Origin of the sequence: Citrobacter sp. Cm046 (assembly GCF_030333065.1) — a bacterium.
In the GTDB taxonomy this organism is placed as follows: domain Bacteria; phylum Pseudomonadota; class Gammaproteobacteria; order Enterobacterales; family Enterobacteriaceae; genus Citrobacter; species Citrobacter murliniae.
In genome coordinates, this window is record NZ_JAOWGP010000044.1 from 530,294 (window position 1) to 555,420 (window position 25,127).

General features: G+C 52.9%; 6 protein-coding genes. 2 read left to right on the top strand and 4 right to left on the bottom strand.

The genetic code is table 11. The features are described from left to right. Positions 1-401: 401 nt before the first annotated feature. Positions 402-692 carry a hypothetical protein gene (locus OGX98_RS24130; protein WP_502873568.1) on the top strand — a complete coding sequence of 97 codons (291 nt, stop codon included), beginning with the start codon at positions 402-404 and terminating at the stop codon, positions 690-692. Positions 693-873: 181 nt separating this feature from the next. After that, positions 874-1,725: a MarR family transcriptional regulator gene (locus OGX98_RS20375; protein ID WP_286595868.1), complete on the top strand. Its 852-nt coding sequence runs from the start codon at positions 874-876 to the stop codon at positions 1,723-1,725. Between the two features lie 73 nt (positions 1,726-1,798). Here OGX98_RS20375 and OGX98_RS20380 read toward each other — a convergent pair whose 3' ends face one another. From OGX98_RS20380 to OGX98_RS20395, 4 genes are all read right to left on the bottom strand, one after another. Then, entirely contained in the window at positions 1,799-2,974 is a 1,176-nt protein-coding gene (locus OGX98_RS20380; RefSeq protein WP_200013202.1) for a beta-barrel domain-containing protein, read from the bottom strand. Beyond that, complete coding sequence (locus tag OGX98_RS20385; protein WP_225760909.1) at positions 2,971-5,163, bottom strand: type I secretion system permease/ATPase; 2,193 nt, start codon at positions 5,161-5,163, stop codon at positions 2,971-2,973. The genes OGX98_RS20380 and OGX98_RS20385 overlap by 4 nt, the downstream gene beginning before the upstream one ends. 178 nt (positions 5,164-5,341) lie before the next feature. Next, positions 5,342-23,401 carry an Ig-like domain-containing protein gene (locus OGX98_RS20390; protein ID WP_286595871.1) on the bottom strand — a complete coding sequence of 6,020 codons (18,060 nt, stop codon included), beginning with the start codon at positions 23,399-23,401 and terminating at the stop codon, positions 5,342-5,344. A 123-nt stretch (positions 23,402-23,524) separates the two neighbouring features. After that, positions 23,525-24,808, bottom strand: coding sequence for a TolC family outer membrane protein (locus OGX98_RS20395; protein ID WP_286595889.1), 1,284 nt, complete (start codon positions 24,806-24,808; stop codon positions 23,525-23,527). Positions 24,809-25,127: the final 319 nt, after the last annotated feature.

Sequence of the window (25,127 nt, forward strand, 5' to 3'; positions counted from 1 at the left end):
TCATAGACTTAGAGAGATAAAGTGACATTGACTATCAATTTGAAGGGAATGAAATATCGAGAGTTGACTCTCAAATAATGCACTCAACTATGGTTAGACCAGTAATACGTTTGCTATATTCAAGTAATTATTACAAAGTCGCGAATAAGGAATTTTTATCTACTCATGATTACTACAGACATAAAAGATATAAAGAATACTTAACAGATTGCTGTAAATAATTTGAAAGCATGTTGAAATCAATCTATGTGATAAATGGATGGTAATATTTAAAGTCAGAATTAACTTCAAAGTTAATATAAAGGTACTTCGAAAAAGAATTAATACCAAAATACATTCAGAGACAATTCCTGGTCTCAAAACAATACGACTTTCCAACTCTTTATCGCCCCAACTTAACTTTGTTTCTTAAGCGAATGCGTAAATGCTTTAATCATAAAATCCGCTATTTAGGCTATGGTGAATATGGCTCGAAATTAGCCCGCCTTCATTATCAGTTCATATCCAATATTCTTAGGGAATTATGGCCACATGGCCATTCCATTGGCGCAGGATTTTCTTTCGAATCGGCTTCGTATACAGCTCGATATTGTGTTAAAAAAATTAACAAAGAAAAGGCTAGAGAACATTATCAAAATAGAGTGTCTGAGTCCTCCTGCATGTCATTTAAGCCAGGCTACGATATTCTTTGACTTCTGAACTTTGTGGTGAACTTATCAAATATCACCTTACGTTCATAATATGATTAGATATTAAAAGTAATATTATTATTTCCAATGTATAATAAATTGATGGCGAGCTATCTGAACACATCAACACATCAACACATCAACACATCAACATTATTTAAATAATTAAACATAGGTCTACCATATGAAAGCCAAAACTCCTTCAGAGGCATTGCTTCATCGAAAAAACATTATAAAAGACAATCCTAAATTTAGGGCTGCCATAAGAGAACATTATCAAATCAATGATAAACTTTATAAGAAGCAACCTTTGTTCTACAAAGTAATGCTTCAAGAATCAAGGTTAAACATTGCACTCTCAGTGTGCTGCTTTATTTTTGGCAACCAAGCATCATGCGTGTCAGATATTAAAGAACTTTGTTCCAGATATAAAATAGCCAGTCCTAATAGCGTCATCGCAATAATTGCCCTATTGAAAACGACGAACAGAATTAAAACATGGCGTAGCCCGGAAGACAGAAGAAAAGTCCTGATTATGCCAACACAAAAAGGAATTGATGAACTTAAAAGATATATGTCTGGCGCGTTTTTGCCGTTGAATTTGCTCTATCCCGAATATAATATCTCGGTAGATTTACTGGATGATGAAGTGCCCCGACAAGACTTTTTCAGACGAGCGGCTCAATACCTTTTTCGCGGAGTGACCTTCAAAGAAAATCTACCCGAAGTCGGAGTGTTTATTGGAAAAGATGGAGGGCGAATGATTATGCTTTATCTTTACTTGCAAGCCATAGAAAACATGACCACTCGAGGGGCTATCATTAATTACTCATCGAATGCACTGGCCAAAGAATTTTTTGTGTCACGGATTCATGTCAGCAAAATTATAAAAGTTGCCCAAGGCACGGGTTACCTGAAAGAAAGAGCAGATGGATTGATTGAAATTTACCCATCATTTATTCAACTCGTCGAAAACTATACAGGTCTATATTTTGCGTATGTCATGCATTATCTGAATTTACATCCTGAAAAATAGTTAAATTTTATGCCATCCCTTCGTGTTATCCTGTAATAAGTTACAAGCGTTCGATTTGCGTCGATCGCTTTTTTTATCTTTCTCGTAGCGCCTCTTTTGCTTTGTTCAATGGTTTTAACAAATAATCGAGTATCGATTTACTGCCCGTTTTTATATCAACAGTAGCAATCATGCCAGGAAATATTGGAAACTCTTTACCCTGTTTGTTTTCAAGGTGATTAGTGTTAGTTCTGATATAGACACGATAAAAATAGACATCGCGTTTTACATCATCCTGGATTGTATCCGGTGAAATCATCATTACTTCACCCTGAAGACCTCCATAAATGGAATAGTCATAAGCTGTAATTTTAACTAACGCCGCTTGTCCAGGGTGAATGAATGCAACATCTCTGGGCGAGATTTTCGCTTCAATAACCATCTGATCATCCAGTGGAACCAGAGTCATCAATTTGCCATTTGGCGGTATAACACCGCCGACTGTCGTTACATCAATATCTTTAACAATGCTTCTCACCGGTGCGTTGAAAGTCAGCCGGGTTAGAGAGTCTTCACGACCTTTCATTACGGAACGTTGCGCTTCAATTTCGGCATTCGCTTTGGCTAATTCTTCACGTGCGCGCACAAAGTATTGATTCTGCATTTCTGTCACTTTGTTTTCTAATTCGTTCTTTTGCCGTTGCAGGCGAAGAACTTCCACATTACTGGCAGCCCCCTGCTTTACCAAAGGTTGAGTAAGAGCCAACTCTCTTTGGACCAACGTCATTCCCTGACGTAATCCAGCAACCCCCTTTTCCAGGCTTTCGCGGCGTGAAGTAAAAAGTGCCGTCTCTTGTCTGACCAGGTCGATATAATCATCCAGCTCAGCCGGAAAAGTAAGTTCTGTACCATTCACTTCGGCAGTCAAACGTGAAGCAGTTGCCAGCGCCGCATTTAACCGGGATTCACTTTCCAGAACACTGGATTCTGTTTTTGTTCGATCCAGTTGTGCAACCTGCTGTCCGCGTTCAACGATATCGCCTTCTTGAACAAGCAATTTGTGGATGATTCCGCCTTCCAGCGACTGGATAACCTGCTCATGTGAAGAAGGCACTACTTTACCGCTTCCGGTTGTAACTTCATCAAGTTGAAACCAACCTGCCCACGCGATGAAAACAACAAGCATAGACACCACGCTCCATACCACCAGACTAGAGCGAGGAAGATGAGGCTCCTGAAGACGACTGTTAAAACGACTGAAATCGCTCATACGCCCTCCTCATTTATTACCGTTTTTTGAGAAGTCGCTTTTTTCATTGTTACCGTACGTTGGCCCGCTTTTTGTGGAGTCATACCATGTTCACGAAGAATGCTATCTCGTGGTCCATCCATAACAATTCGGCCGTTATCCAGCACAATGATGCGGTCAACCAGTTCAAGGATAGGTAAGCGGTGTGTAGCGACAATGAGTGTGCGCGTTTTTCCCAACCAGCCTTTCAGACTGCCGATAAACTGTTTCTCACTCACCTCGTCAAGCCAGGCCGTCGGTTCATCAAGCAGCAAAATATTAGGTGATGTTAAGAGTGCGCGGGCGAGTAATAGCGCCTGTCGCTGACCGCCAGACAGACCAGCCCCGCCCTCATTTACAATGTAATTCAGACCCATTTTCTGTTTACGAACGAAATCCAATGCTCCTGTTATCACCAGCGACTGATGGATCTCCTCATCAGTCGCTAAGGGATTGCCCATTATAATATTGTCACGCACTGAGCCAAAGAACAGGCGAGCCTGCTGGCTTAGTAGCTGCATGTCCCGGCGTAAATCAGCAGGGTCAAGATGATTGAGTGAGATATCGTCAAGTAAGATGGAACCTTGCTGTGGTTCCTGCATACCCGCAAGAAGTTGCAGAAGCGTACTTTTCCCTGAGCCGTTACGTCCCAGCAGGGCAATACGTTCTCCGGCTTGAATATGGAGACGTGATATATTTAATACATCAAGTTTTTCTTCCTCATCATAATAGAAACTCACGTCTTCCATGACGTAATTTCCGCGCAGATGGGCTTTATGAACTTTCTTGCCGGATTGCGGATCGTCAATTGGCCGTTGCATCAGATCATCAAGCCCTTTACGCGCAACCTTTGCTGACTGCCAGCGAGAGAGCACGCCGGAAATTTGTGAAAGTGGAGCAATTGTGCGTGATGCAAGGATAGAGGTACCCACTAACGCGCCGGTGGTCATATCTCCACTAATCACCAGATAACAACCTATCAGCAGCACCACAGCATAAACGATGGATTGAACCTCCTGGGTCCAGGTCAGCAGTAACCCCGTTAGCCAACGCTGTTTCATTGCCACATTAGCGGCGACATCATTGGTGTTATTCCACTGATTTTGAAAACGCTGCTCAGCACGCATCAGCTTGATATCTTCAAGACCCTGTACCGCCTCTACCAACGTGGCGTTACGAATAGCCGACTCGCGCATCCCTTCGCTGGAGAGCCGTCCTAATGGACGTTGTACCAGCAGTCCAGGGATTAGCAGCAACGGAACGGCCAGCAATACCACCAGCACAAGCGGCCCGCCAATCATCCAGAGGATAAAAACGAACAACAGGAAAAAGGGGAGATCGGAAATTGCCGCGATAGTCGTGGAGGTAATCAACTCTCGCACCGATTCCAGCTCGCGGATTTGAGCGATGAAAGAGCCCGTGGATTTTGACCGCGCACCATTTTTAATTCTCAGAGCATGAGCAAATACGCGTTCTGAGATCCGCAGGTCTGCGCGTTTACCAATTACATCTGAAAGATGGACGCGTAGCATACGCATGATGAACTCAAAGGTAATAGCCACCATGACCCCTCCAAAGAGGACCCATAGCGTTGCTTCCGACTGTGACGGAACTACGCGATCGTACACCTGCATAGAAAACACCATGCCTGAAAGCGCCAGTACATTCGCGATCATCGCCACCAGCATGATATCGCCATAACGGCGCCAGTCTTTCAGCGCCAGTTGCCAGAACCAGTTTTTCTCATAAGGTTTGATATAATCATCAACGCGTGCGTCTGGCGTTGACTCAAGAGGGCGAAGCACGACCCCCCCTAGCAGGCGCGTTGCAAGCTCCTCTCGCGTTAATACTGTTTCAAGACCACTATCGCCGCTGAATTGAAGACTAACATTCCCCTCTTTATCCATCCGGTTGATAACTGCAATTTGACCGCCAGTAAACTCAGCAATTAACGGCAAACGCCAGGGGTCGAGTAATTCGGCATTCACCGAAACTCTCCTCAATCCTAATCCCAAATGGCGAGCCATATCTTCCAGGACTTGTTGACGCGGTGACTGGCTTTCGTGATTAATCACCACCCGGACATGTTCTAACGAAAAATCAAGCCGGTAATGTTTCGCAATAATAAGCATGGCTTGTAGCCATGGCTCATAAAGCGGATGAGTTTTCATAGTGCTACTTCCTATCCAACAACATTGTCACGCGTCGAAATTATGTCATTTAATTGATATATCAATACGAACAGAATCCTAATAAAAAAGAAAAAAATCTTTATTTTTCTGTTTGTTATCAATTTTTATGTAAAGAAATGAATAGCTGCGTGAGTTTATACCCTCGCAGCTCATTTGATTACGCTAATAACAATTGATGATTTGCCAGCAACGTGGCCAAATCGGTTTGCACACCATTAAGCGTCACGACGATGGTCGAGTCGAACTGGCTACCCGTTCCATCTCTGTCGATCTGAATCTGAGTGTTGCTCCCAATTTGTACCACCTGGATATAGTCAGTGAGATTGTTCACCCCACTGTCCAACGTCGCCACGCCATTCACATAGCTCGCCGATCCCGTGCCGGTATAGCCGCTATCAGAAAGCAGATCGCGCAGGTCAATACGGTCAGTATCTGCCGTCCCCTCCCAGGTACCGACAGTAAAGCCGTTTACCACATCGCTGCCGTTGCCACCCGTGGCATCCAAAGCGTTGATCAGCTTATAAAGCAACGTATCGTGACCGCCGCTGCCGATATTGAAGGTGTCATTACCGCCACGCCCTTCGAACTGGTTATCACCGCTATTGCCAGTAATAACGTCGTTGTAGTTGGAACCATTAATCCCTTCAATATTAACCAACGTCGCGGTATCGAACCCGGTACTCTGAGCCGTAGAGCGCCCCAGATCGACGGTTACACCGGAAGCAGCATGGCGATAATCTACGACATCCACGCCGCCTGTACTGCTCCACGTGTCGTGTTCAGAGGTTGTCGTCCAACCACCAGAACCGTTGTAGGTATAATTCCCCGCCTCAGCTATAAAGGTATCGTTGTATCCGGTACCTGTCAGGGTTCCGTGGTGTCCGCCTGTGGCAGCATCAGCCGTCAGGGAATAACTCTCTTTACCGTCTCCTGCTGTCAGTCCATCCCAGGTTGCATTACTTGAAACACCGTTAATGGCACGAACCAGCACCGCACGGTAAGTTTCACTGGGGTCCAAACCGTAAAAACTGATGAGTGACGAGGAATCGTTTATGCCGATCCCTGACTGGGCATTGATGATTTCGCTGGCGACCAACTGATTTGCCGAGTTGTATAGCTGGACAGTGTTGCCAAAGAAGGCGTTAATTCCTTCGCTGTCGACAATCTTCAAATGCAATGCTGTTCCAGGCGCAACCGTATTGGTATTACGCTCCAGTAAAACAGTACCGTTTTGACGGAAAATCAGCAGATCCTGTGCACCATCCCAGTCGTAATCAAGCAGAGCAGCTCCGGATACCTGAGTTGACGTAGCGGTACTGAATTTTGAAGCTGTAAAACTTGCTGTACCCGCCAGTCCATCATTGGTGTAAAGATAAGACTGCCCGCTATTCGCCAGTTTGATGATGTCCATGTTACCGTCGAGGTTCCAGTCCACCGCCACGCTGACGTTACCCACAAACTTATCCGTGGTCGCTGTTCCAACCGCAGTGCCTGCAAGAAGGTTACCGCTACCATCGTTCAGCATTAACACGCCGCCCTGACTGGTTCCGCTGGAGGTACGGGACATGCTGATATACAGGTCCATGTAACCATCGCCATTAAAGTCGGCCCACGTCATACTTACCGCACTGGAAGCCGCGCCAGCGCTAATGCCGCTGTACATGGTATTGGTAAAGTTTTGCCCCCATGTAAAAGAACCATTGCCTTGGTTAAACATGGTCGACAGCGCATAGGAGTTATTCCCGTTGGTCGTATGCTGGGCAATATCCACTTTTCCGTCGTTATTCAAATCCACACCGGACGCCTCAATCAGGCTGTTGTACCTACCTACCGTCGAACCTGATACAAAGTTGGTGTATGTCCCGGACTTAGAACTACCGGTCAGCGTACCGTTGTTATTGAGCATGAAGGTGCTGGAATCAGGTCCCCCAGCATCACCAATGACGAAATCGGTGTAACCATCACCCTGAATATCAATGGCAACCACCGCGCCATACCACACCGCAGTATGTATGACAGAAGTATTAGTCAACACAGTAGTGGTATAAGTACCGTCACCATTATTGATTAACTGCGCCATGTAGTCCCAGCTTGTCCCTTCAGCAAGCACGTCTGCCAGCCCGTCGCGGTTGATATCCGCATAAGTACCCGTGGTGTAATTCCCCGTCATAGAAAAATTACCTGAAACGGTGTAAGAGTTACGGCTGCTGGCGTCCGCCGATGCGAATTGCTGATTTGCGATAATCGTCCACAGCCCATCCGAATCCAGCATATAGCTGGAAGAATAGGAATCATTCGCGGCGGTAAATGACCAGGCTGGTGTCAATGATGCTTCATTACCCACGACCAGGCTGCCGGTGGTCAAATCAACGGTATTACCGTTGCCGGCGCTACTTTTCACTACTGCTGTGACATCATAATTCTTCACGCTCAGCGCATCGCCGTCCGGGATCTGCAAATACCAAGTGTTATTATCCGGATCGACCACTACCGCACCGCCTGAATCAGAGGTGTAGGTTTTACCGTTCACGTTGATAACGAGATACTCACTGTTAGTCAGTTTCGCCGATAGCAAACCACTCAGAATGGGGGTAGTGTCTGTCGTAGTCTGGGCGGTAATGCTCACGGTGGTGGTAGGGATGCGAGTATCTACTTTCAGCACAAAATCATCTGAATCGGTGTGGTTACCCGCCAGATCGGTCACACGCAACATATAGGTGTGATTACCATCATTCAAACCACTATCCTGGAAATACCAACTGGCGGCATCGCTCATCGTTACCAATCCCAGCAGCACACTATCACGATACAACTGCACAATCTCGCCATTGTCCGGGGCACGGTTAAGTGTCCCGTTAATCACAGGGGAACTGTCATCTGTTGCCACCGATGCGCCAAAACTGCCCTGGCGTTCGCCTTCTCCGTCGGTGTAGCTGACGACCCTACCGACCGTGACTGGCGTCGTGGTATCGACCGTCACCACCTGCGAAGAGGTAGAGCCGACGTTACCTGCCTGGTCGACGATCCGCACCTGGTAGGTGTAATCACCGTCAGCCAGATCACGGGTATCAGTGTAGCTCCAGCGCTGGTTAGTCACGGCTGTGTCAATCCAAGCATTGCCGCCATCAAGGCTTATTTGCACGCGCTCATCGCTTTCCAGCCCGCTGCCCAGCGAGCCGTTAATGGTCAGCTTGGTGTCAATGGTGATGAAGTCGCTGCTGGACTGCCCGGTATCTTCGCTAATGCTGTCAATAGTGATGCCATTCTGCGGTGCCTGGGTATCGACAGTGACCACCTGAGAGGTCGTCGCCCCTACGTTACCGGCCTGATCTACCACGCGAACCTGATAGCGATGCTCGCCATCGGTGAGCGTGCGGGTATCGGTATAGCTCCAGCTCGTCCCATTCACCGTGGCGTAGGCCCATGTAGTCCCACCATCAACTCTCACTTGGACATACTCATTTGTGCCAGGTTTCACACCCAGCGTACCGTGCAGAGTGTACGACGTTGAGCTGGTCAGGAAATCATTATTATCGAACCCAGTATCAACAGTAATGTTATCCACTGTTACTGTGATAGCCGCGTCAGGAGCGACCGTATCAACGGTCACCTGTTGATGCGCGGAAGCACCGATGTTTCCGGCAACATCCACTACCCTCACATAATAATCGTAGGTGGTGTTTTGCAGCGTGCGCCCATCAACGTAGTGCCAACTGTTGTTGCCAGTCACAATTACGTTCTGCCAGGTATCGCCGCCGTCAATACTGATCTGAACGTATTCATCAGCGGCCAGTGTTGCTCCCAGCGAACCGTGCAGCGTCAGCGAGGTATCGTTGGTAATGAAGTCGCTGCTGCTCAGCCCGCTATCATCGCTGATGCTATCAATGGTGATGGTTTTTCTGGTGTCTGGTGCGACGGTATCAATAGTCACCACCTGGCTGGTGTTGGCGCTGACATTACCTGCGTTATCAATAATTCGCAGTTGATAGTTGCAATCACCATCGGCCAGCGTACGGCCATCGACATACGTCCAGCTCAGACCGCTGACGCTGACGTCAGTCCATGTGCGACCGCCATCCAGGCTAATCTGCGCGTGATCGCCATTGCCCAGCGCCGCCCCGAGCGTTCCTTTCAGGCTGATCTGGTTGTCGCTGGTAATAAAGTCGTTGCCAGACAGTCCGGTATCCTGGGTAACGGAATCCACAGTAATGGTCGTGGTCGCCGGTGCGGTCAGGTCAATCACCACGTCCCGGCTGTCCGTTGCGCCGACGTTACCCGCATTGTCGATCACACGAACCTGATATTGGTACGTTCCGTCTGTCAGGGCGCGGCCGTCGGTGTAGCGCCATTGCAAGCCAGTGACGGTCAGATCAATCCAAGTCCCACCTTCATCAAGACTGATCTGTGCTTTCTCGTTATTACCAAGTTGTGCGGTCAGTGAGCCGTTAACGATGACCTTACTGTCGTTAGTGATGAAATCACTCGCGCTCAGGCCGGTGTCATTTTGCAGCGAATCAATACCGATCACCATTGATGGTGCGGTCAAATCAACTGTCACGGTGTGGTCGGCGCTGGCGCTGTTACCAATGGTATTGCTCACCTGAGCGTTAATCACATATGAACCGCCGTCTGCCAGCGCGGTCACGTCCGCGCTGGCGACGGTGTAGGTCCAACTACCGTCATTCTGCACAGTTGCGGTGTAGGTTTTACCGTTGAGCGTAATGGTCACCGTCTGACCCGCAGGTGCGTCGGTGGCACCGCTGACGACCAGAGGCGTGCCGTGCTCCGCCGCGCTGACGATGTCATCTTCAGCAAAGGTGTTAATCGTAATCGTCGGTACGTCACCGCTCAACGTCACTTCGTGCGTGGCGCTGCCCGGGTTGCCCGCCTTATCGCTCACCGTCGCGGTGAGGGTGTAATCCCCATCGGTCAGGCCGAGGAAATTATGGCCCGGCACGAAGACCGACCACGAACCGTCCGCCGCCACGGTCGCCTGATAGCTGTGGCCGTTGAAGGAGACCGTCACCATCTGGCCCTGTTCCGCCGTGGTACTACCACTTATGGTCTGGCCCGCCAACTGCTCAGCGTTGTTGACGATATCGTCATCTGCCACAGTGCTGATGGTGACGGTTGGTGCCACGGTATCAGCCGTCAGGGTATGCGTGGCCTGGCCGTTGTTACCGACTTTGTCGTTCACTGACGCAGTGACTGTCAGGGTGCCTTCACTGAGAACTGCCAGGTCTGCCGCCGGAACATCCAGCGTCCATGTGCCATCACTCCTCACCACCGTAGTGTAAGTTTTACCACCCAGCGTCACGGTCACCGTCTGGCCCGCTTCTGCGCTGGTAGAACCGTGCACGGTCAGCGGCTGCTGCACCTCAGCCGCATTCAGAACATCATCACTGGAAATCGTGGCAATGCTGACAACTGGCGCAGTGGTTTCCACGCTGATGTTATGTGTCGCCGAAGCACTGTTGCCTGCGCTGTCCCGCGCCGAAACAGAGACTTGATAGCTCGCGCCATCGCCCAGTGCGCCCACGTCTACAGCCGGTACCGTTGTACTCCAGGAGCCGTCGTTCTGAATGATGGCCGTGTAGCTCTTCCCATTCAGGATCACAGTCACCTGCGTGCCGCTGGCAAACTGCGTGCTGGAACCGTTGATCGTCAGCGTATTGCCCGCTTCCGCCGCGTTGATCACGTCATCACCGCTGAGGGTGTTGACGGTCAGCGCCACGGGGGCGGTATTCACCACTACATTGTGCGTCTGGGTGTTGCTGTTACCCGCGCTGTCGGTGATAGTTGCGCTGATGGTTACGGTGCCGTCAGTCAGGGCAGAAATCACGCTGGCCGGTACGCCCACACTCCAGTTACCGCTGGCATCAACGGTGGTGGTGTACTGGTTTGAGCCAATGGTGATGACCAGCTTATCGCCGACGTTCGCGCCGGTTGCTGTCCCGCTGACAATTTGCGCCTGGGTATGCTCCAGACTGTTAATCACGTCATCACCAGCCACGATGTTAAAGCTGACGGTTGGCGGCGTAGTGTCGAGCGTAATCGTTTTATCCGCACTGCCGGTGTTACCCGCCGCATCGCTCACGCTCACTTGTACGGTGTAGCCGTTGTCCGCCATGGTTGTCAGGTCTGCCGCTGGCACGTTAACGCGCCAGACGCCGCCCTGCAGAACCTGCGCGGTGTAACTCTTACCGCCAAGCGTCACGGTCACCGTCTGCCCTACTTCTGCCGTGGTGGTGCCGGAGATCGCTACCCCCGCAGAGGCTTCCGCGCTGTTAATCACGTTGTCGCCTGCCACCGTATCAATTGACACGGTTGGCACCGTCGCATCCACGCTGTACTCGCGTCCCGCAGAGGCGCTGTTGCCATTCACGTTGGTGACGCTCACCTGCACACTGGCGTCGCCGTCTTTCAGTCCGGTGAGATCAGCGGAGGGCACGGTTGCAGTCCAGTTGCCGTCGGCATCGACTTTCACGGTGTAAGACTTGCCGCTAAAGGTGATGGTCACGGTCTGGTTTTCTTCCACATTGGACGTGCTGCCGGAAAGCACCAGATCGATACCTTTTTCAGCGGCATTGATCACGTCGTCGGTGGCGATGGTGTTGATGCTAACAGCTACGGCTGCCAGATCGACGGTGACATCATGGCTGATAGTCACCGGGTTGCCCGCGGTGCTCTGGCCTTCTACTGTGACGGTCACCGTGCCTGCTGCCAGAGCACCCACGTCTGCCGCCGGGATTGCCGCACTCCATGTACCGTCTGCCAGCACGGATGTTGCGTAGGTTTTGCCATTGATCGTTACGGTCAGCGCGGTGCCTGGGATCAGACCGTCGCTGGAGCCGGTCACGATCAGGTTCTGATTGTGTTCAATACTATTGACCACATCATCGCCCGCAACGGTATCGACACGCAGACCCGGGAGGTTGGCGTCGATGGTAACATCACGCTCGCCGGAGCCGGTGTTACCGTGACCGTTGGTCACGGTTGCCGATATGCTCAAACTGCCGTTGCCCAGCGCCGTCAGCACATCATACGACACGTTCACTGACCAGCTCAGATCGCTCTGAACCGTTGAGATATAATCATTCCCGCCGATAGAAACCGTTACGATACTGCCCGCCTCTGCGTTGGCAACTTTACCGCTAATAGTCTGGCCTGCAGCCACTTCGGAGGCATTGATGACGTTGTCACCCGCGATGGTATTGATGGTGACGGTTGGCAGGCCAGTGTCCACCTGCAGGTTCGCGGTGTTGCTGACGCTGTTACCCACGGCGCTAGTCGCCGTCGCGCTCAGAGTGTAATTTGCTTCACCCAGAGCGGTCAGATCCGCCGCCGGAACCGTCAGGCTCCAGCTTCCGCTTGCAGCGGTTGTCGCCGTGTATTGTTTACCGTTCAGGGTCACTGTGACCAGGGTGCCTTCCGCCAGGTTGGCACTGGTGCCGCTCACGCTCAGATCCTGGCCTTTCTCCACCGCGTTCAGCACGTTATCGCCGCTGAGGGTGTCGAAGACAACTGACGGCAGCCCGGTATCAACGGTGACGGTATGGGTGCCAGAGCCGGTATTGCCCGCAGCATCGGTTACGCTGGCGTTGACCGTCACGGTACCGTTCTGCAGCGCGGAAATCACGCTCGCTGGAACGCCCACGCTCCAGTTACCCGCCGCGTCCAGCACGGTGGTGTAAGTCTGTCCGCCAATATTGACGGTGACTTTGTCGCCTGCCGTCGCGCCAGTGGCGGAGCCGCTGACGATCTGCGCCTGAGCGTGCTCAGTCACGTTAATCACATCATCACCCGCAATGGTGTTAATGCTCACAATCGGAACGGTCACATCCACCGTCAGATTGTGGTCTACGGATGCCGGGTTACCCGCTTTGTCGCTCACGCTAGCGGTCACGATGACGCTGCCGTCACCGAGTGTTACCAAATCCGCAGATGGGACGTTCAATGTCCAGCTACCATTGATGCCGACGGTCGTGGTGTAATCTTTGCCGTTCAGGCTCACTATCACCGTCTGCCCGGCTTCTGCGGTGCTGGTACCGGAAACCGTCAGGTCAGACTGCGCTTCCGTTGCATTCAGAATATCGTCAGCCGCAAGGGTATTGATAGTTACGGAAGGTGCGGTCGCATCCACGCTGTACTCTCGGCCCGCCGATGCGCTGTTACCGTTCACGTTGGTCACGCTCACTTGCACGCTGGCGTCGCCGTCTTTCAGTCCCACCAGGTCTGTCGATGGGATGGTCGCCGTCCAGGTGCCGTCGGCACCCACCTTCACAGTATAGATTTTGCCACCCATGCTAAGCGTGACGATCTGGTTGGCTTCGACGTTGGTTGTCGCGCCGGAAAGCACCAGATCGACACCTTTTTCAGCGGCATTGATCACGTCGTCGGTGGCAATGGCGTCGATGCTAACAGCAACGACTGCCAGATCGACGGTGACGTCATGGCTGATAGTCACCGGGTTGCCCGCCGTACTGTCGCCAGTAACGCTGATCTTCACGGTGCCTTCCGGCCATGCGCTCACGTCCGCCTGCGAAACAGCCGCGCTCCAGGTACCATCTGCCAGCACCGTTGCCGCATAATCTTTGCCGTTTACTCTAACCGTCAGCGTCGTACCTGACGCTATTCCATCGCTCGAACCTGTCACGATCAGGTTCTGATTGTGTTCAATACTGTTGACCACATCATCGCCCGCAACGGTATCGACACGCAGACCCGGGAGGTTGGCGTCGATGGTAACATCACGCTCGCCGGAGCCGGTGTTACCGTGACCGTTGGTCACGGTTGCCGAAATGCTCAATCTACCGTTGCCCAGCGCCGTCAGCACATCATACGACACGTTCACAGACCAGCTCAGATCGTTCTGCACCGTTGCGGTATACGTGTTGCCGCCGAGGGTTATAGTAACGGTGTTGCCCGCTTCCGCATGGGCCACGGTACCGCTCAGGGTTTGGCCTGCCGCGACTTCCGCCGCGTTAATGACGTTATCATCTGCAACCGTGTTGATGGTGACGGTTGGCAGCGCGGTATCGACCAGCAGGTTTGCAGTATTGCTCACACCGTTGCCCACGGCGTTGATCGCCGTTGCATTCAGGGTGTAGTTCGCTTCGCCCAGGTCCGCCAGATCGGCTGCCGGAACCGTCAGGCTCCAGCTGCCGTCTACCGCGGTGGCTGCTGTATACTGTTTGCCGTTAAGCGTGACGGTGACGGTGGTGCCTTCGGCCAGGTTAACGCTTGTACCGTTCACGCTCAAATCCTGGCCTTTTTCCAACGCATTCAGCACGTTGTCGTCGCTAATAGCGTTGAAATTGACCGACGGCAGGCCGCTATCAACGGTCACATTGTGCGTGCCGTTGCCGGTGTTGCCCGCCGCATCCGTCACGCTGACGTTTATGGTTACGCTGCCATCACTGAGGCCGGAAATCACGTATGCCGGAACGCCCACGCTCCAGTTACCGGTTGCATCCAGTACGGTGGTCCAGGTCTGGCCGCCGATAGTGACAGTAACTTTATCTCCCGCAGCCGCGCCGGTCGCTGAGCCGCTGACAATCTGTGCCTGAGAATGCTCAGCCACGTTAATGATGTCATCGCCTGCAACGGTATTGATGGTCACCGTAGGAACGGTCACATCTATCGTCAGGTTGTGGTCGACGGACGCCGGATTACCCACTTTGTCGCTTACCGATGCGGTAATGGCCATGCTGCCGTCGGTTAATCCTGTCAGGTCAGCCGCCGGAACATCCAGAGTCCAGGTGCCGTTTGCGTTGACGGTCGCGGTGTAGTCTTTACCGTTCATACTCACGGTTACCGTTTGGCCTGCTTCAGCCGTACTGGTGCCGGAAATGGTGAGATCCGACTGGGCTTCCGTTGCATTCAGAATATCGTCAGCCGCAACAGTGCTGACGGTCACGGACGGCGCGGTGGCATCCACGCTGTACTCGCTTCCCGCAGTCGCGCTGTTGCCGTTGACGTTGGTGACGCTCACCTGCAAGCTGGCGTCGCCATCTTTCATGCCAGCCAGGTCAGTAGATGACACAGTCGCCGCCCATTTTCCATCTGCATCCACGGTCGCGGTGTAGCTCTTACCGCCGAAGATGATGTTGACGGTCTGGTTCTCTTCCACGTTGGAGGTGGTCCCCGAAAGGACCAGATCCGCGCCCTTCTCGGCGGCGTTAATGACGTCGTCAGTCGCGATAGCATCAATGCTGATGGCAACGGTCGCCAGATCCACCATCACGTTGTGGTCGATAGAAACCGGGTTACCGGCGATGCTCTGGCCTTCAACGGTCACGGTGATAGTTCCCGCAGCTAAGGCACTCACGTCCGCTAACGAGATCGCCGCGCTCCAGGTGCCATCCGCCAGCACGGTTGCCGGGTAGGTTTTGCCGTTGACGGTCACTGTCAGCGCTGTACCTGCGCTCAGGCCATTGCTGGAGCCGGTGATAATCAGATTCTGTGCATGCTCGATGCTGTTGATCACGTCATCGCCTGCTACGGTGTCTACACGCAGCCCCGGCAGGTTCGCGTCGATGGTGATATCGCGCTCACCTGTACTGCTGTTGCCGACGCCGTTGGTCACGCTGGTGGTTACAGTCAGTTCACCGTTACCCAGCGCCGTCAATGCGGATTCCGGGACGTTAATGGACCAGCTCAGATCGTCCTGTACCGCCGTGGTATAGGTGTTGCCGCCAATCGTCACGGTCACGGTGTTGCCCGCTTCGGCATTCACCACTTTACCGCTGATGGTCTGGCCGTTCGCCAGTTCGGCGGCGTTGATCACATCGTCGCCCGCAACGGTGTCGATGGTCACGCCAGGTAATACGGACTCCACGTTCACAGTGTGTGACGCGCTGGTGCTGTTGCCTACGCTATCCGTTGCCGACGCGGAGACGGTGTATAAGGCTTCACCCAGCGCTCCCACCTCGTCCGCCGGAACGGTGGTAGTCCACTTTCCGTTGGTATCGACGGTGGCGATGTAGGCTATACCGTTGAGCATCACGGTGACGACGGCACCTGCCGCTAGACCGGAAGCCGTGCCCGAGAGGGTCAGATCCTGCGTTTTTTCGGTGCTGTTGATGACATCGTCACCGGAAATTACGTCAATGGTCAGCACCGGGGCGGTTAGGTTCACTTCCACGTCGTGCGTGGCGCTGTTGCTGTTACCGGCTTTATCGGTCAGCGCCGCTCTGATGATGTAATCTCCGGCAGTCAACGCATTGACGTCTGCCGCAGGCACCCCCACGATCCAGTTGCCCGAAGTATCCAGGGTCGCGGTGTAATTTTTATTGTTGATGGTGACGGTCACCACATCGCCCGCTGCCGCGCCTGTCACGGAACCGGTGACAATCAGCGCCTGCGCATGTTCAGCGCTGTTGATCACGTCGTCGTCAGAAACGGTATTGATGGTCAGTTTCGGCACTGTGGTATCGACCAGCACATCGCGATCCGCCGAGGCCTGGTTGCCCGCTTTATCGGAAACCGCCGCGGTGATAGTGTAGTCGCCGTCAACAATCGTGCCGAGATCCGCAGAAGGTACGGTCACGCTCCAGCTACCGTTTGCCTGTACGGTGGTGGTGTAATTCTGGCCGTTCAGGATCACGGTCACGGCCTGCCCGGATTCGGCGTTGGTCACGCCGCTCACGACCAGATCGACCTGCGCTTCTGTCGCATTGATGATGTTGTTATCGCTAACGATCTCGATAGACACCGTCGGCGCGGTCGCATCCACACTGTACTCACGACCGGCGGAAGCGTTGTTGCCGTTCACGTTGGTCACGCTTACCTGCACGCTGGCATCACCGTCTTTCAGGCTGCCCAAATCTGCCGTCGGTACGGTTGCCGTCCAGTTACCGCTGGCATCTACACTTGCAGTGTAAGATTTGCCGCCAAAGGTGATATAGACGGTCTGGTTCTGCTCCACGTTGGTCGTTGAGCCAGACAGCACCAGCTCCGCACCTTTTTCCACTGCGTTAATCACGTCGTCCGTGGCAATGGCATCGATGCTGATGGCGACCGTCGCCAGATCGACCGTTACGTTGTGATTGATGGATACAGGGTTACCCGCCGCGCTCTCGCCTTCAACTGTGACCGACACGGTACCCGCCGCCAGCGCGCTAACATCTGCCGCCGGAATTGCTGCACTCCAGGTGCCGTCAGCCAGCACCGTAGCGGCGTAGGTTTTGCCGTTCACGGTTACCGTCAGCGCGGAGCCTGCTGCAAGGCCCTCACTGGAGCCGGTGACGATTAGGTTCTGCGCATGTTCGATGCTGTTGATCACATCGTCGCCCGCCACGGTATCAACGCGCAGGCCAGGTAAATTGGCATCAATGGCGATGTCACGCTCGCCAGAGCCGGTATTGCCGTGGCCGTTAGTCACGCTTGCTGACACAGTCAGCAAGCCGTTACCGATAGCCGTTAAGACGCTCAATGGAACATTTACCAACCAGCTCAGGTCATCCTGAACCGTCGCCGTGTACGTATAACCACCAATGTTAATCGTGACAACATCACCGCTCGCCGCACCGCTGACTTTACCACTCAGAGCCTGCCCCGTGACCACTTCTGCCGCGTTGATCACGTCGTCGGTAGCGATAGCGTTGATGGTTACCACCGGGATCGCGCTGTCCACCAGTACGCCATGGCTGCTATTCGTGCTGTTACCTGCGGTATCGGTCACGCTGGCCGTGACGGAGTAGTTTGCTTCACCCAGCGCAGAGACGTTCGCTGCAGGAACGACGACGCTCCAGTTACCGCTGGCATCGGTGGTGGCGATATAGTTGATGCCATTCAGGGTCACAGTGATAGTGGTGCCATCCGGCTGATTACTGGTGCCGGAGAGCAGCAGATCTTCGCCCTTCTCGGTGGCGTTGATGACATCATCGCCCGCCAGGGTATTGATAGTGATAACTGGCGTGGTCAGAGAGACGTCAATATCATGCATTGCAGTGGTGCTGTTACCGGCTTTATCCGTGATGGAAGCGCTCAGGGTGTAGCCACTGTTCACCAGCGCGCCAACGTCAGAGGCTGGCACACCAATGCTCCAGTTACCGGAACCACCGAGCATTGCAGTGTAATCTTTGCCGTTCAGGGTTACGGTGATGACGTCACCCGCCTGCGCACCGCTCACGTTTCCGGAGACGATCAGCGCCTGGCCGTGCTCGGCGATATTAATGATGTCGTCGCTCGCCACGATGTTGAAGCTGATATTTGGCACAGTGACATCGACCAGCACGGATGAACCCGTGCTCGCCGGGTTGCCCGCTTTATCGGAAACGGTCGCCGTTACCGCCGCATTGCCGTCGGTGATACCTGCTATGTCGGCTGCCGGAACGTTCAGCGTCCAGGTACCGTCTGCCTGAACCTGCGCGGTGTACTGATTGCCATTGAAGGTCACAGTGACTGTCTGACCGGCTTCGGCGCTTGAGGTACCACTCAGGGTCAGGTCCAGCGCCGCTTCAGTCGCATTTAGCATATTGTCGCTGCTAATGGTGTTGATGGTCACCGTCGGCGCGGTGGTATCGACGCTGTATTCCTGCGCGGAAGAGGCCGAATTGCCATTCACGTTGGTCACGCTGACCTGCACGCTGGCGTCGCCATCTTTCAGGCTATTTAAATTAGCCGCTGGAACGGTATAGCTCCAGTTACCATCGACGTCGACAATTGTGGTGTAGCTCTTGCCGCCGAAAATGACCGTCACTTTCTGGCCCGCTTCGACGTTCGATGAGGTGCCGCTTAACACCAGATCCTGACCTTTTTCTGCGGCATTCAGCACGTTGTCATCGGTCACGTTGCTGATGCTGATGGCCACCGGGGCAAGATCCACATCCACAACGGTGCCGATGTTCACCGGGTTGCCGGAGGTATCTTGCGCACTGGCGCTGATGGTGAGAGAACCGTCCGCCCACTGGGACACGTCCGCAGCCGGAACCGCCGCCTGCCAGGTGCCATCTGCCAGTACCGTTGCCGAATAAACTTTACTGTTGATGGTCACGGTGACGGTGCTGCCCGCCGCCAAATCGGTGCTAGTACCGGACACAATCAGATTCTGCGCGTGTTCAATCACGTTGATCACATCATCACCGGCGACGGTATCAATACGCAGACCCGGCAGTTGGGCGTCAATGGTGAAGTCCAGGGAAGAAGAACCGGTATTGCCGTGTGCGTTGGTTACGCTTGCCGATACGGTCAGCTCGCCGTTACCGAGCGCGCTTAACTGGCTCTCGGTTAACAGCATGCTCCAAGTGAGATCGTCCTGCACGGTAACGGTGTACGTCTGGCCGCCGAGGATAATCGTAACGGTATCGCCCGCCACCGCATTGCTCACCTTACCAGTCAGGGTTTGCCCTGCCGTCACTTCCGAGGCGTTAACGATGTTATCGCCCGCGAGGGTGTTGATGGTCACTACCGGCAGCGAGCTGTCCACCAGCACGTTGTGGGTGGTAGAAGCACTGTTGCCGACGCTGTCGGTGACGCTGGCAGTCACGGTGTAGTTCACTTCGCCCAGCGCGCTCACCGCAGACGCAGGTACACTAACGCTCCAGTTACCGCTAGCGTCTGTGGTGGCGGTATAGTTGATACCGTTGAGATTAACAGTGAGGGGGGTGCCTTCCGGCTGGTTGCTGGTACCCGAGAGCAGCAGATCTTCGCCCTTCTCTGTGGCATTGATCACATCATCCGCCGCCAGGATATTGATGCCGATTTGCGGCGTCACGGTGTTAACGACAACGTCCAGCGAATTGCTGCCAGTGTTGCCGGACTGGTCAGTTACGGAGACGTTAATCGTCATGGTACCGTCGGCCAGCCCCTGAACAACAGACGCTGGCAGGCCGAGATTCCAGTTGCCCACAGCGTCTACCACAGTCGTGTAGTCGACGTTATTGATGGTGATGGTGACCAAATCACCCACTGCCGCGCCGGTGACGGAGCCGCTGAGGATCTGCGCCTGAGAATGGGCGATTTGGTTCACGGTATTGGTATCGGTGACAAAATCGTTGATCGTCACCTGCGGTACGGTGGCATCCACCAGCCCCACGCGATCTGCGCTACTGCTGTTGCCCGCCACGTCGTTCACAGTAGCCCTTACCGTCACAGTGCCATCTACCAGCGCGCCTACGTCGGCAGCCGGTACGTTGAGGGTCCAGGTTCCGCCCGTCTGGACTGTGGTCTGGTAAGATTTACCGTTCAGCGTCACGGTGACAGTCTGCCCCGCCTGGGCATTACTGGTGCCGCTGACCACCAGATCCTGCTGCGCTTCCGCCGCATTGATGATGTTATCGGACGTCAGGTTGTCCAACGTGATAGTAGGTGGCAACGTATCGACGGTGACGATGCGCGAGGCTTCTGCGCTATTGCCGTTCACATTGGTGACACTGACGCTCACCTGCGCACGTCCGTCGATCAGGGGTTCCATTGCACTCGCTGGAACGGTCAGGCTCCAGGAACCATCCTGCTGCACCTGCGCGGTAAAGATTTGGTCGGCAAATTTAACCACCACGGTCTGACCGGCTTCCACGCCCTGCGTCTGACCTGACAGCGTGACCTCAGCCCTTTTTTCGGCCGTGTTCAGCATGTCATCGCTGCTAATGGTATCAATGGTGACCGCTACGGCGTTCAGATCCAGTTCGATAGGGTGCTCAGCAGAAACGGTATTGCCCCACGTGTCCTGCGCGCTGACGTTGACCGTAATATCCCCTGCCGTCCATGCCTGAAGGTCGGACGCAGGAACACCAATTTGCCAGCTACCGCTGGCGTTCACCACGGCGGTGTAGTCAACGTTGTTGATGGTGACGGTAATCTGCGTGCCTGCGGCCAGATGGCTACTGGAACCGATGACGGTCAGATCCTGCTGCTGTTCGATGGCGTTGATAACATCATCGCCAGAAATCATGTTCACGCGCAGACCAGGCAGCTCGGCGTTGACGTTGATATCACGTTCGCCGCTGCCAGTGTTGCCGTGCGCATTAGTGACCGAAGCGCTGAAGGTCAAATCGCCGTCGCCAAACGCCTTGAGATCCGCTGACGGGATCGTCACGCTCCAGGTCAGATTATTACCCACCGTGGCGGTATAACTCTTGCCGCCAACAGAGATGGAAACAGTATCGCCCGCCGCCGCGTCGGTGACGCGCCCACTTAGGGTTTGATCCACAGCCACTTCGGCGTTGTTGACAAGGTTGTCGCCCGCAAAGGTATTGATAATCACCTGTGGTAGCACCGTATCGACCAGCAGATTAGCGTCTGCAGAACCGCTATTACCCACGCTGTCCGTGCCGCTCACACTGACGGTGTAGAGGGTATTTGCCAGATTCAGCACGTCGGAAACCGGCACCAGGACACTCCAGATGCCGTTTTCAACGGTGGCCTGATAGTTGACGTTGTTCAGCGTCACGGTGATGGCGCCGCCGTTTGGCAGATTGCTGGTTCCGCTCAGGCTCAGCGGCTGCATTGCCTCCTGTGCATTCAGAACATTGTCCTGGCTGATGACATCAATGGTGAATTCTGGCGGATTGCCGCTCAGCGTCACGCCGTGCGTCGCGTTGCCGGTATTGCCCGAGGCATCGGTAACAGAGACAGAAATGCTGTGGCGCCCCTCACCCATTGCGCCGATGACGGAGGCAGGCACACCAACGCTCCAGCTGCCATCGGCCTGTACCACACCGGTAAAGCTCTGGCCACCAAGGGTAACCGTGACCACGTCGCCCGCTGCCGCGCCGCTCGCCTTGCCGGAGATAATTTGCGCCTGGCCCTGCTCGCTGGTATTGAGAGTATCGTCACCCGCTACGGTATCGATCGTGACTACGGGTGCTGCGGTATCAACGGTGAAATCGACGGTGGTTGAAGAGCCGTTACCCGCCTTGTCACTGACGTTCACGGTCAACGAATGGTTGCCGTCAGCCAGCTCTTGTACTTCGCTGGCAGGAAGCGTAACGGACCAGGTGCCGTCACTGCCTACCGTGGCCGTGTGGTTTTTGCCGTTCAGCGTCACGGTTAAAATCTGGCCCGCTTCCGTGTTCGTTTTACCGGTCAGGGTCAGGGTCAGGTTGTGCTCTGCAGCATTGACGATGTTGTCCTGGGAAATCGCATCGATCGATAATGTCGGTGCCACGGTATCCACGCCAATCGTCTGGCTACCGCTTACGGTATTACCCGCCACATCTTTGCCGCTGACGTTGACCGTCCAGGTACCGTCACCCAGCGCCTGTGCGTCTGCAGCGGGCACCTTCACGCTCCATGCGCCGTTTTCGCCCACTTCTGCAGTATAGGTTTTATCGTTCAGCGTGACGGTGAGCACCGTTCCCTGCACGAGATTTTTGCTCGCACCGGAGAGGGTAAAGCCAGCGGACTGCTCGCTGGCGTTAATCACATTATCGTCTGCGGTGGTGGCGAGCGTAACGGTCGCGTCTGCCGTTGAGACGATCACGGTAATGCTGCCTGCAGCCGTGGTTTTACTGCCGTCGATCTGCACGACGGACCAGGTGTGTTCTCCGTCCGTCTGCGTCGGAAGTTTTACCGTCCAGGCCCCGTCTTTACCGACCATGGCGCTGGCAATGGTGCTGCCGCTGCTATCTTTGATCTGAATGGTCGCACCAGGTTGTCCGGTACCGCTGAAGGTTGGGGTATTATCATCAGTGACCTCTTTTGCACTCAGCACACCCTGCTTGTCACCCACTTTGTCCGTTACCAAAAAGGTCGGAGTTGCGCTCTCAACTTCTTTGGTGTTATCAATGATTTTGGTTTTGCCATCACCACCATGTGCCAGCAATGCGCCAATCGCGCCGCCGCCTAATGCTGCACCCGCAATCCAGCCCCACGGCGCATCGCTCAGGACACTACCTTGCTCGAGAAAAGGTTCGATACTGGATATTGTTGTCGCATGAGAAGTCAGTTCAGTGGTCGCAAGCCCAGACGCTTCTCCGGTCTCAGCAAACGATATATGGGTAAGTTGATCCTCATCGTTAAAGACCAACTCTGAATGGTTTTTACCTTCAGGATCGTCCATGAAATAATTGTTGCAGCGGATCACGCTACCATCTTTCATGTAAAGCAAGAGATCCTTACCCTGTCGCACGTAGCGTGCCACATCCTGTGCAGAACCATGGACCTCGATAACGCAGGGTGCAGAGACAGAAACAGAGAGGTTCCCTTCACCTTTCAGAACTGTTTTTTCAGCCGTCTTTCGGATAATGACATCAACAATTTTTACTGAACTCATATTTTTTCTCCTTGCAGGCGCCACCATCTTTTACTCATTGCCAATATTCAGATGTAGCAATCTCTGGGAATGACTCCCATTGTCTTCAGTTTTTTTAAGCAATTTTACAGCGTTTTATTTTCGTTAATAACTTAGATCAGGTAATTTCGCCGCAGCATTTTTTTCAACACCTATAGCAGGTAATAAATTATCCAGGGCTGTAGCATAATTAATTGCGGCACTCCAACTATCATATTCAGCCGTTATTTTTGATAGCGTTGCTTGCCAGACATCTTGTTCAACACTTAGTAAGTCATTAATACTTCTTTTGCTAAGAGTATATTCATTTTTATAAACCTCGCGAGCACGCAGAGCGCTCTGCAATTGTATATTCCCGGCATTTATTCTGCCGTGTGCTCCGGACCAGTCCGCCATAGCAACTGACGCTTTTTGTAGTACATCAAATCGCGCTTGATCGACTTGCGACATTGCCATTTTTCGTGCCCCTCCAGCCTGGAGAACTCTCGCTGAAACCGAGCCACCCTGATAAATAGGGGCATCAATATTTAGCTGAATATGATCGTCCCAATAGCTTCGGTTATCCGATTCATAACGCGTCCGCCCACCTTTAAGGCTTAGAGTCGGCCAGTGCTGTGATTTTGCTTTTTCAACGGCATACTGAGCAGACCTTTCCATTGTCCTTGCGGAGAGTACAGATGGAATTAATGAATAATCAATATTATCAAGAGAATCCTCTTGAACGACTAATTCATCAGGTACTGGTTGCAACTGCTCTGCATCAATACCGCTTAAGACAGCAAGTCTTGCCCGCGCGCTACTCAGCGCTGCATTGTATTGTTCAAACGTTGCCTGCATTCCCGCGACACGCGCTTGCGTCTGAAGCTCATCAGACGTAGAACTCAGACCAGCATCTGCGCGCAATCGTGCCATGTGCTGAACATTTTTAAGCGCAGTAATATTTTCTTTCGCTGCTTGTGTCAATTCGGTATAGCGTCTGACCTCAACGTAACTGAGAGACGTTTTCTCAGCGACACTAGATAATGTGGCCATAAGCTGGTACCGGTAACTATCTCGTTGTGCTTCAGACTGACTGATTGCGCTGTTCGTTTTGCCAAAATCATAGACAAGCTGTGTCAGACTTAGCCCCCATGTTGCTGAGTTTTGTAGTGAGCCGCTTGAGTCTGTAGTCTGGCTATGCCCTGTATTGCCATTAAGTGATATTTGCGGCATCCAACCACTTCGTGCTTCGTCAATTTGCGCCTGACCAATTCCCATTTGAGCGGCCTGCTGACTTATTGATGGGTCACGGTCAAAAGCGAAAAGAATACTTTCCTTCAGTGTCACATACGCAACTCGGGCTGTGTTCGGTGTACCGTTATAGGCTCTCGCAGTACCACATACGATCATGCCTGCAAATAAAAAATAAAATATGTTGTGCCTTAAGGGTACAAAAGCCCACACATAAGCCTCCTTATTTATCGACTCTCCTCCAGAATTCGTTTTTACTACGAATCAATTAAGGAATGAATTTTCTTTTTCCATAACGGATTGATTAATCAAGAAACTGTGAAATAGGAGCTTCGCCAATAAAATCAATTAATTTGGAGCATAACAAAAACTGTGATCCCTAACTACACCCACAATGTTAATACAGCGTTAACAAAATAGAGAATATTGTGCAATCTTTATAAAAAATCGAAAGGTTGTTTTTTACACCCCTAGAAAA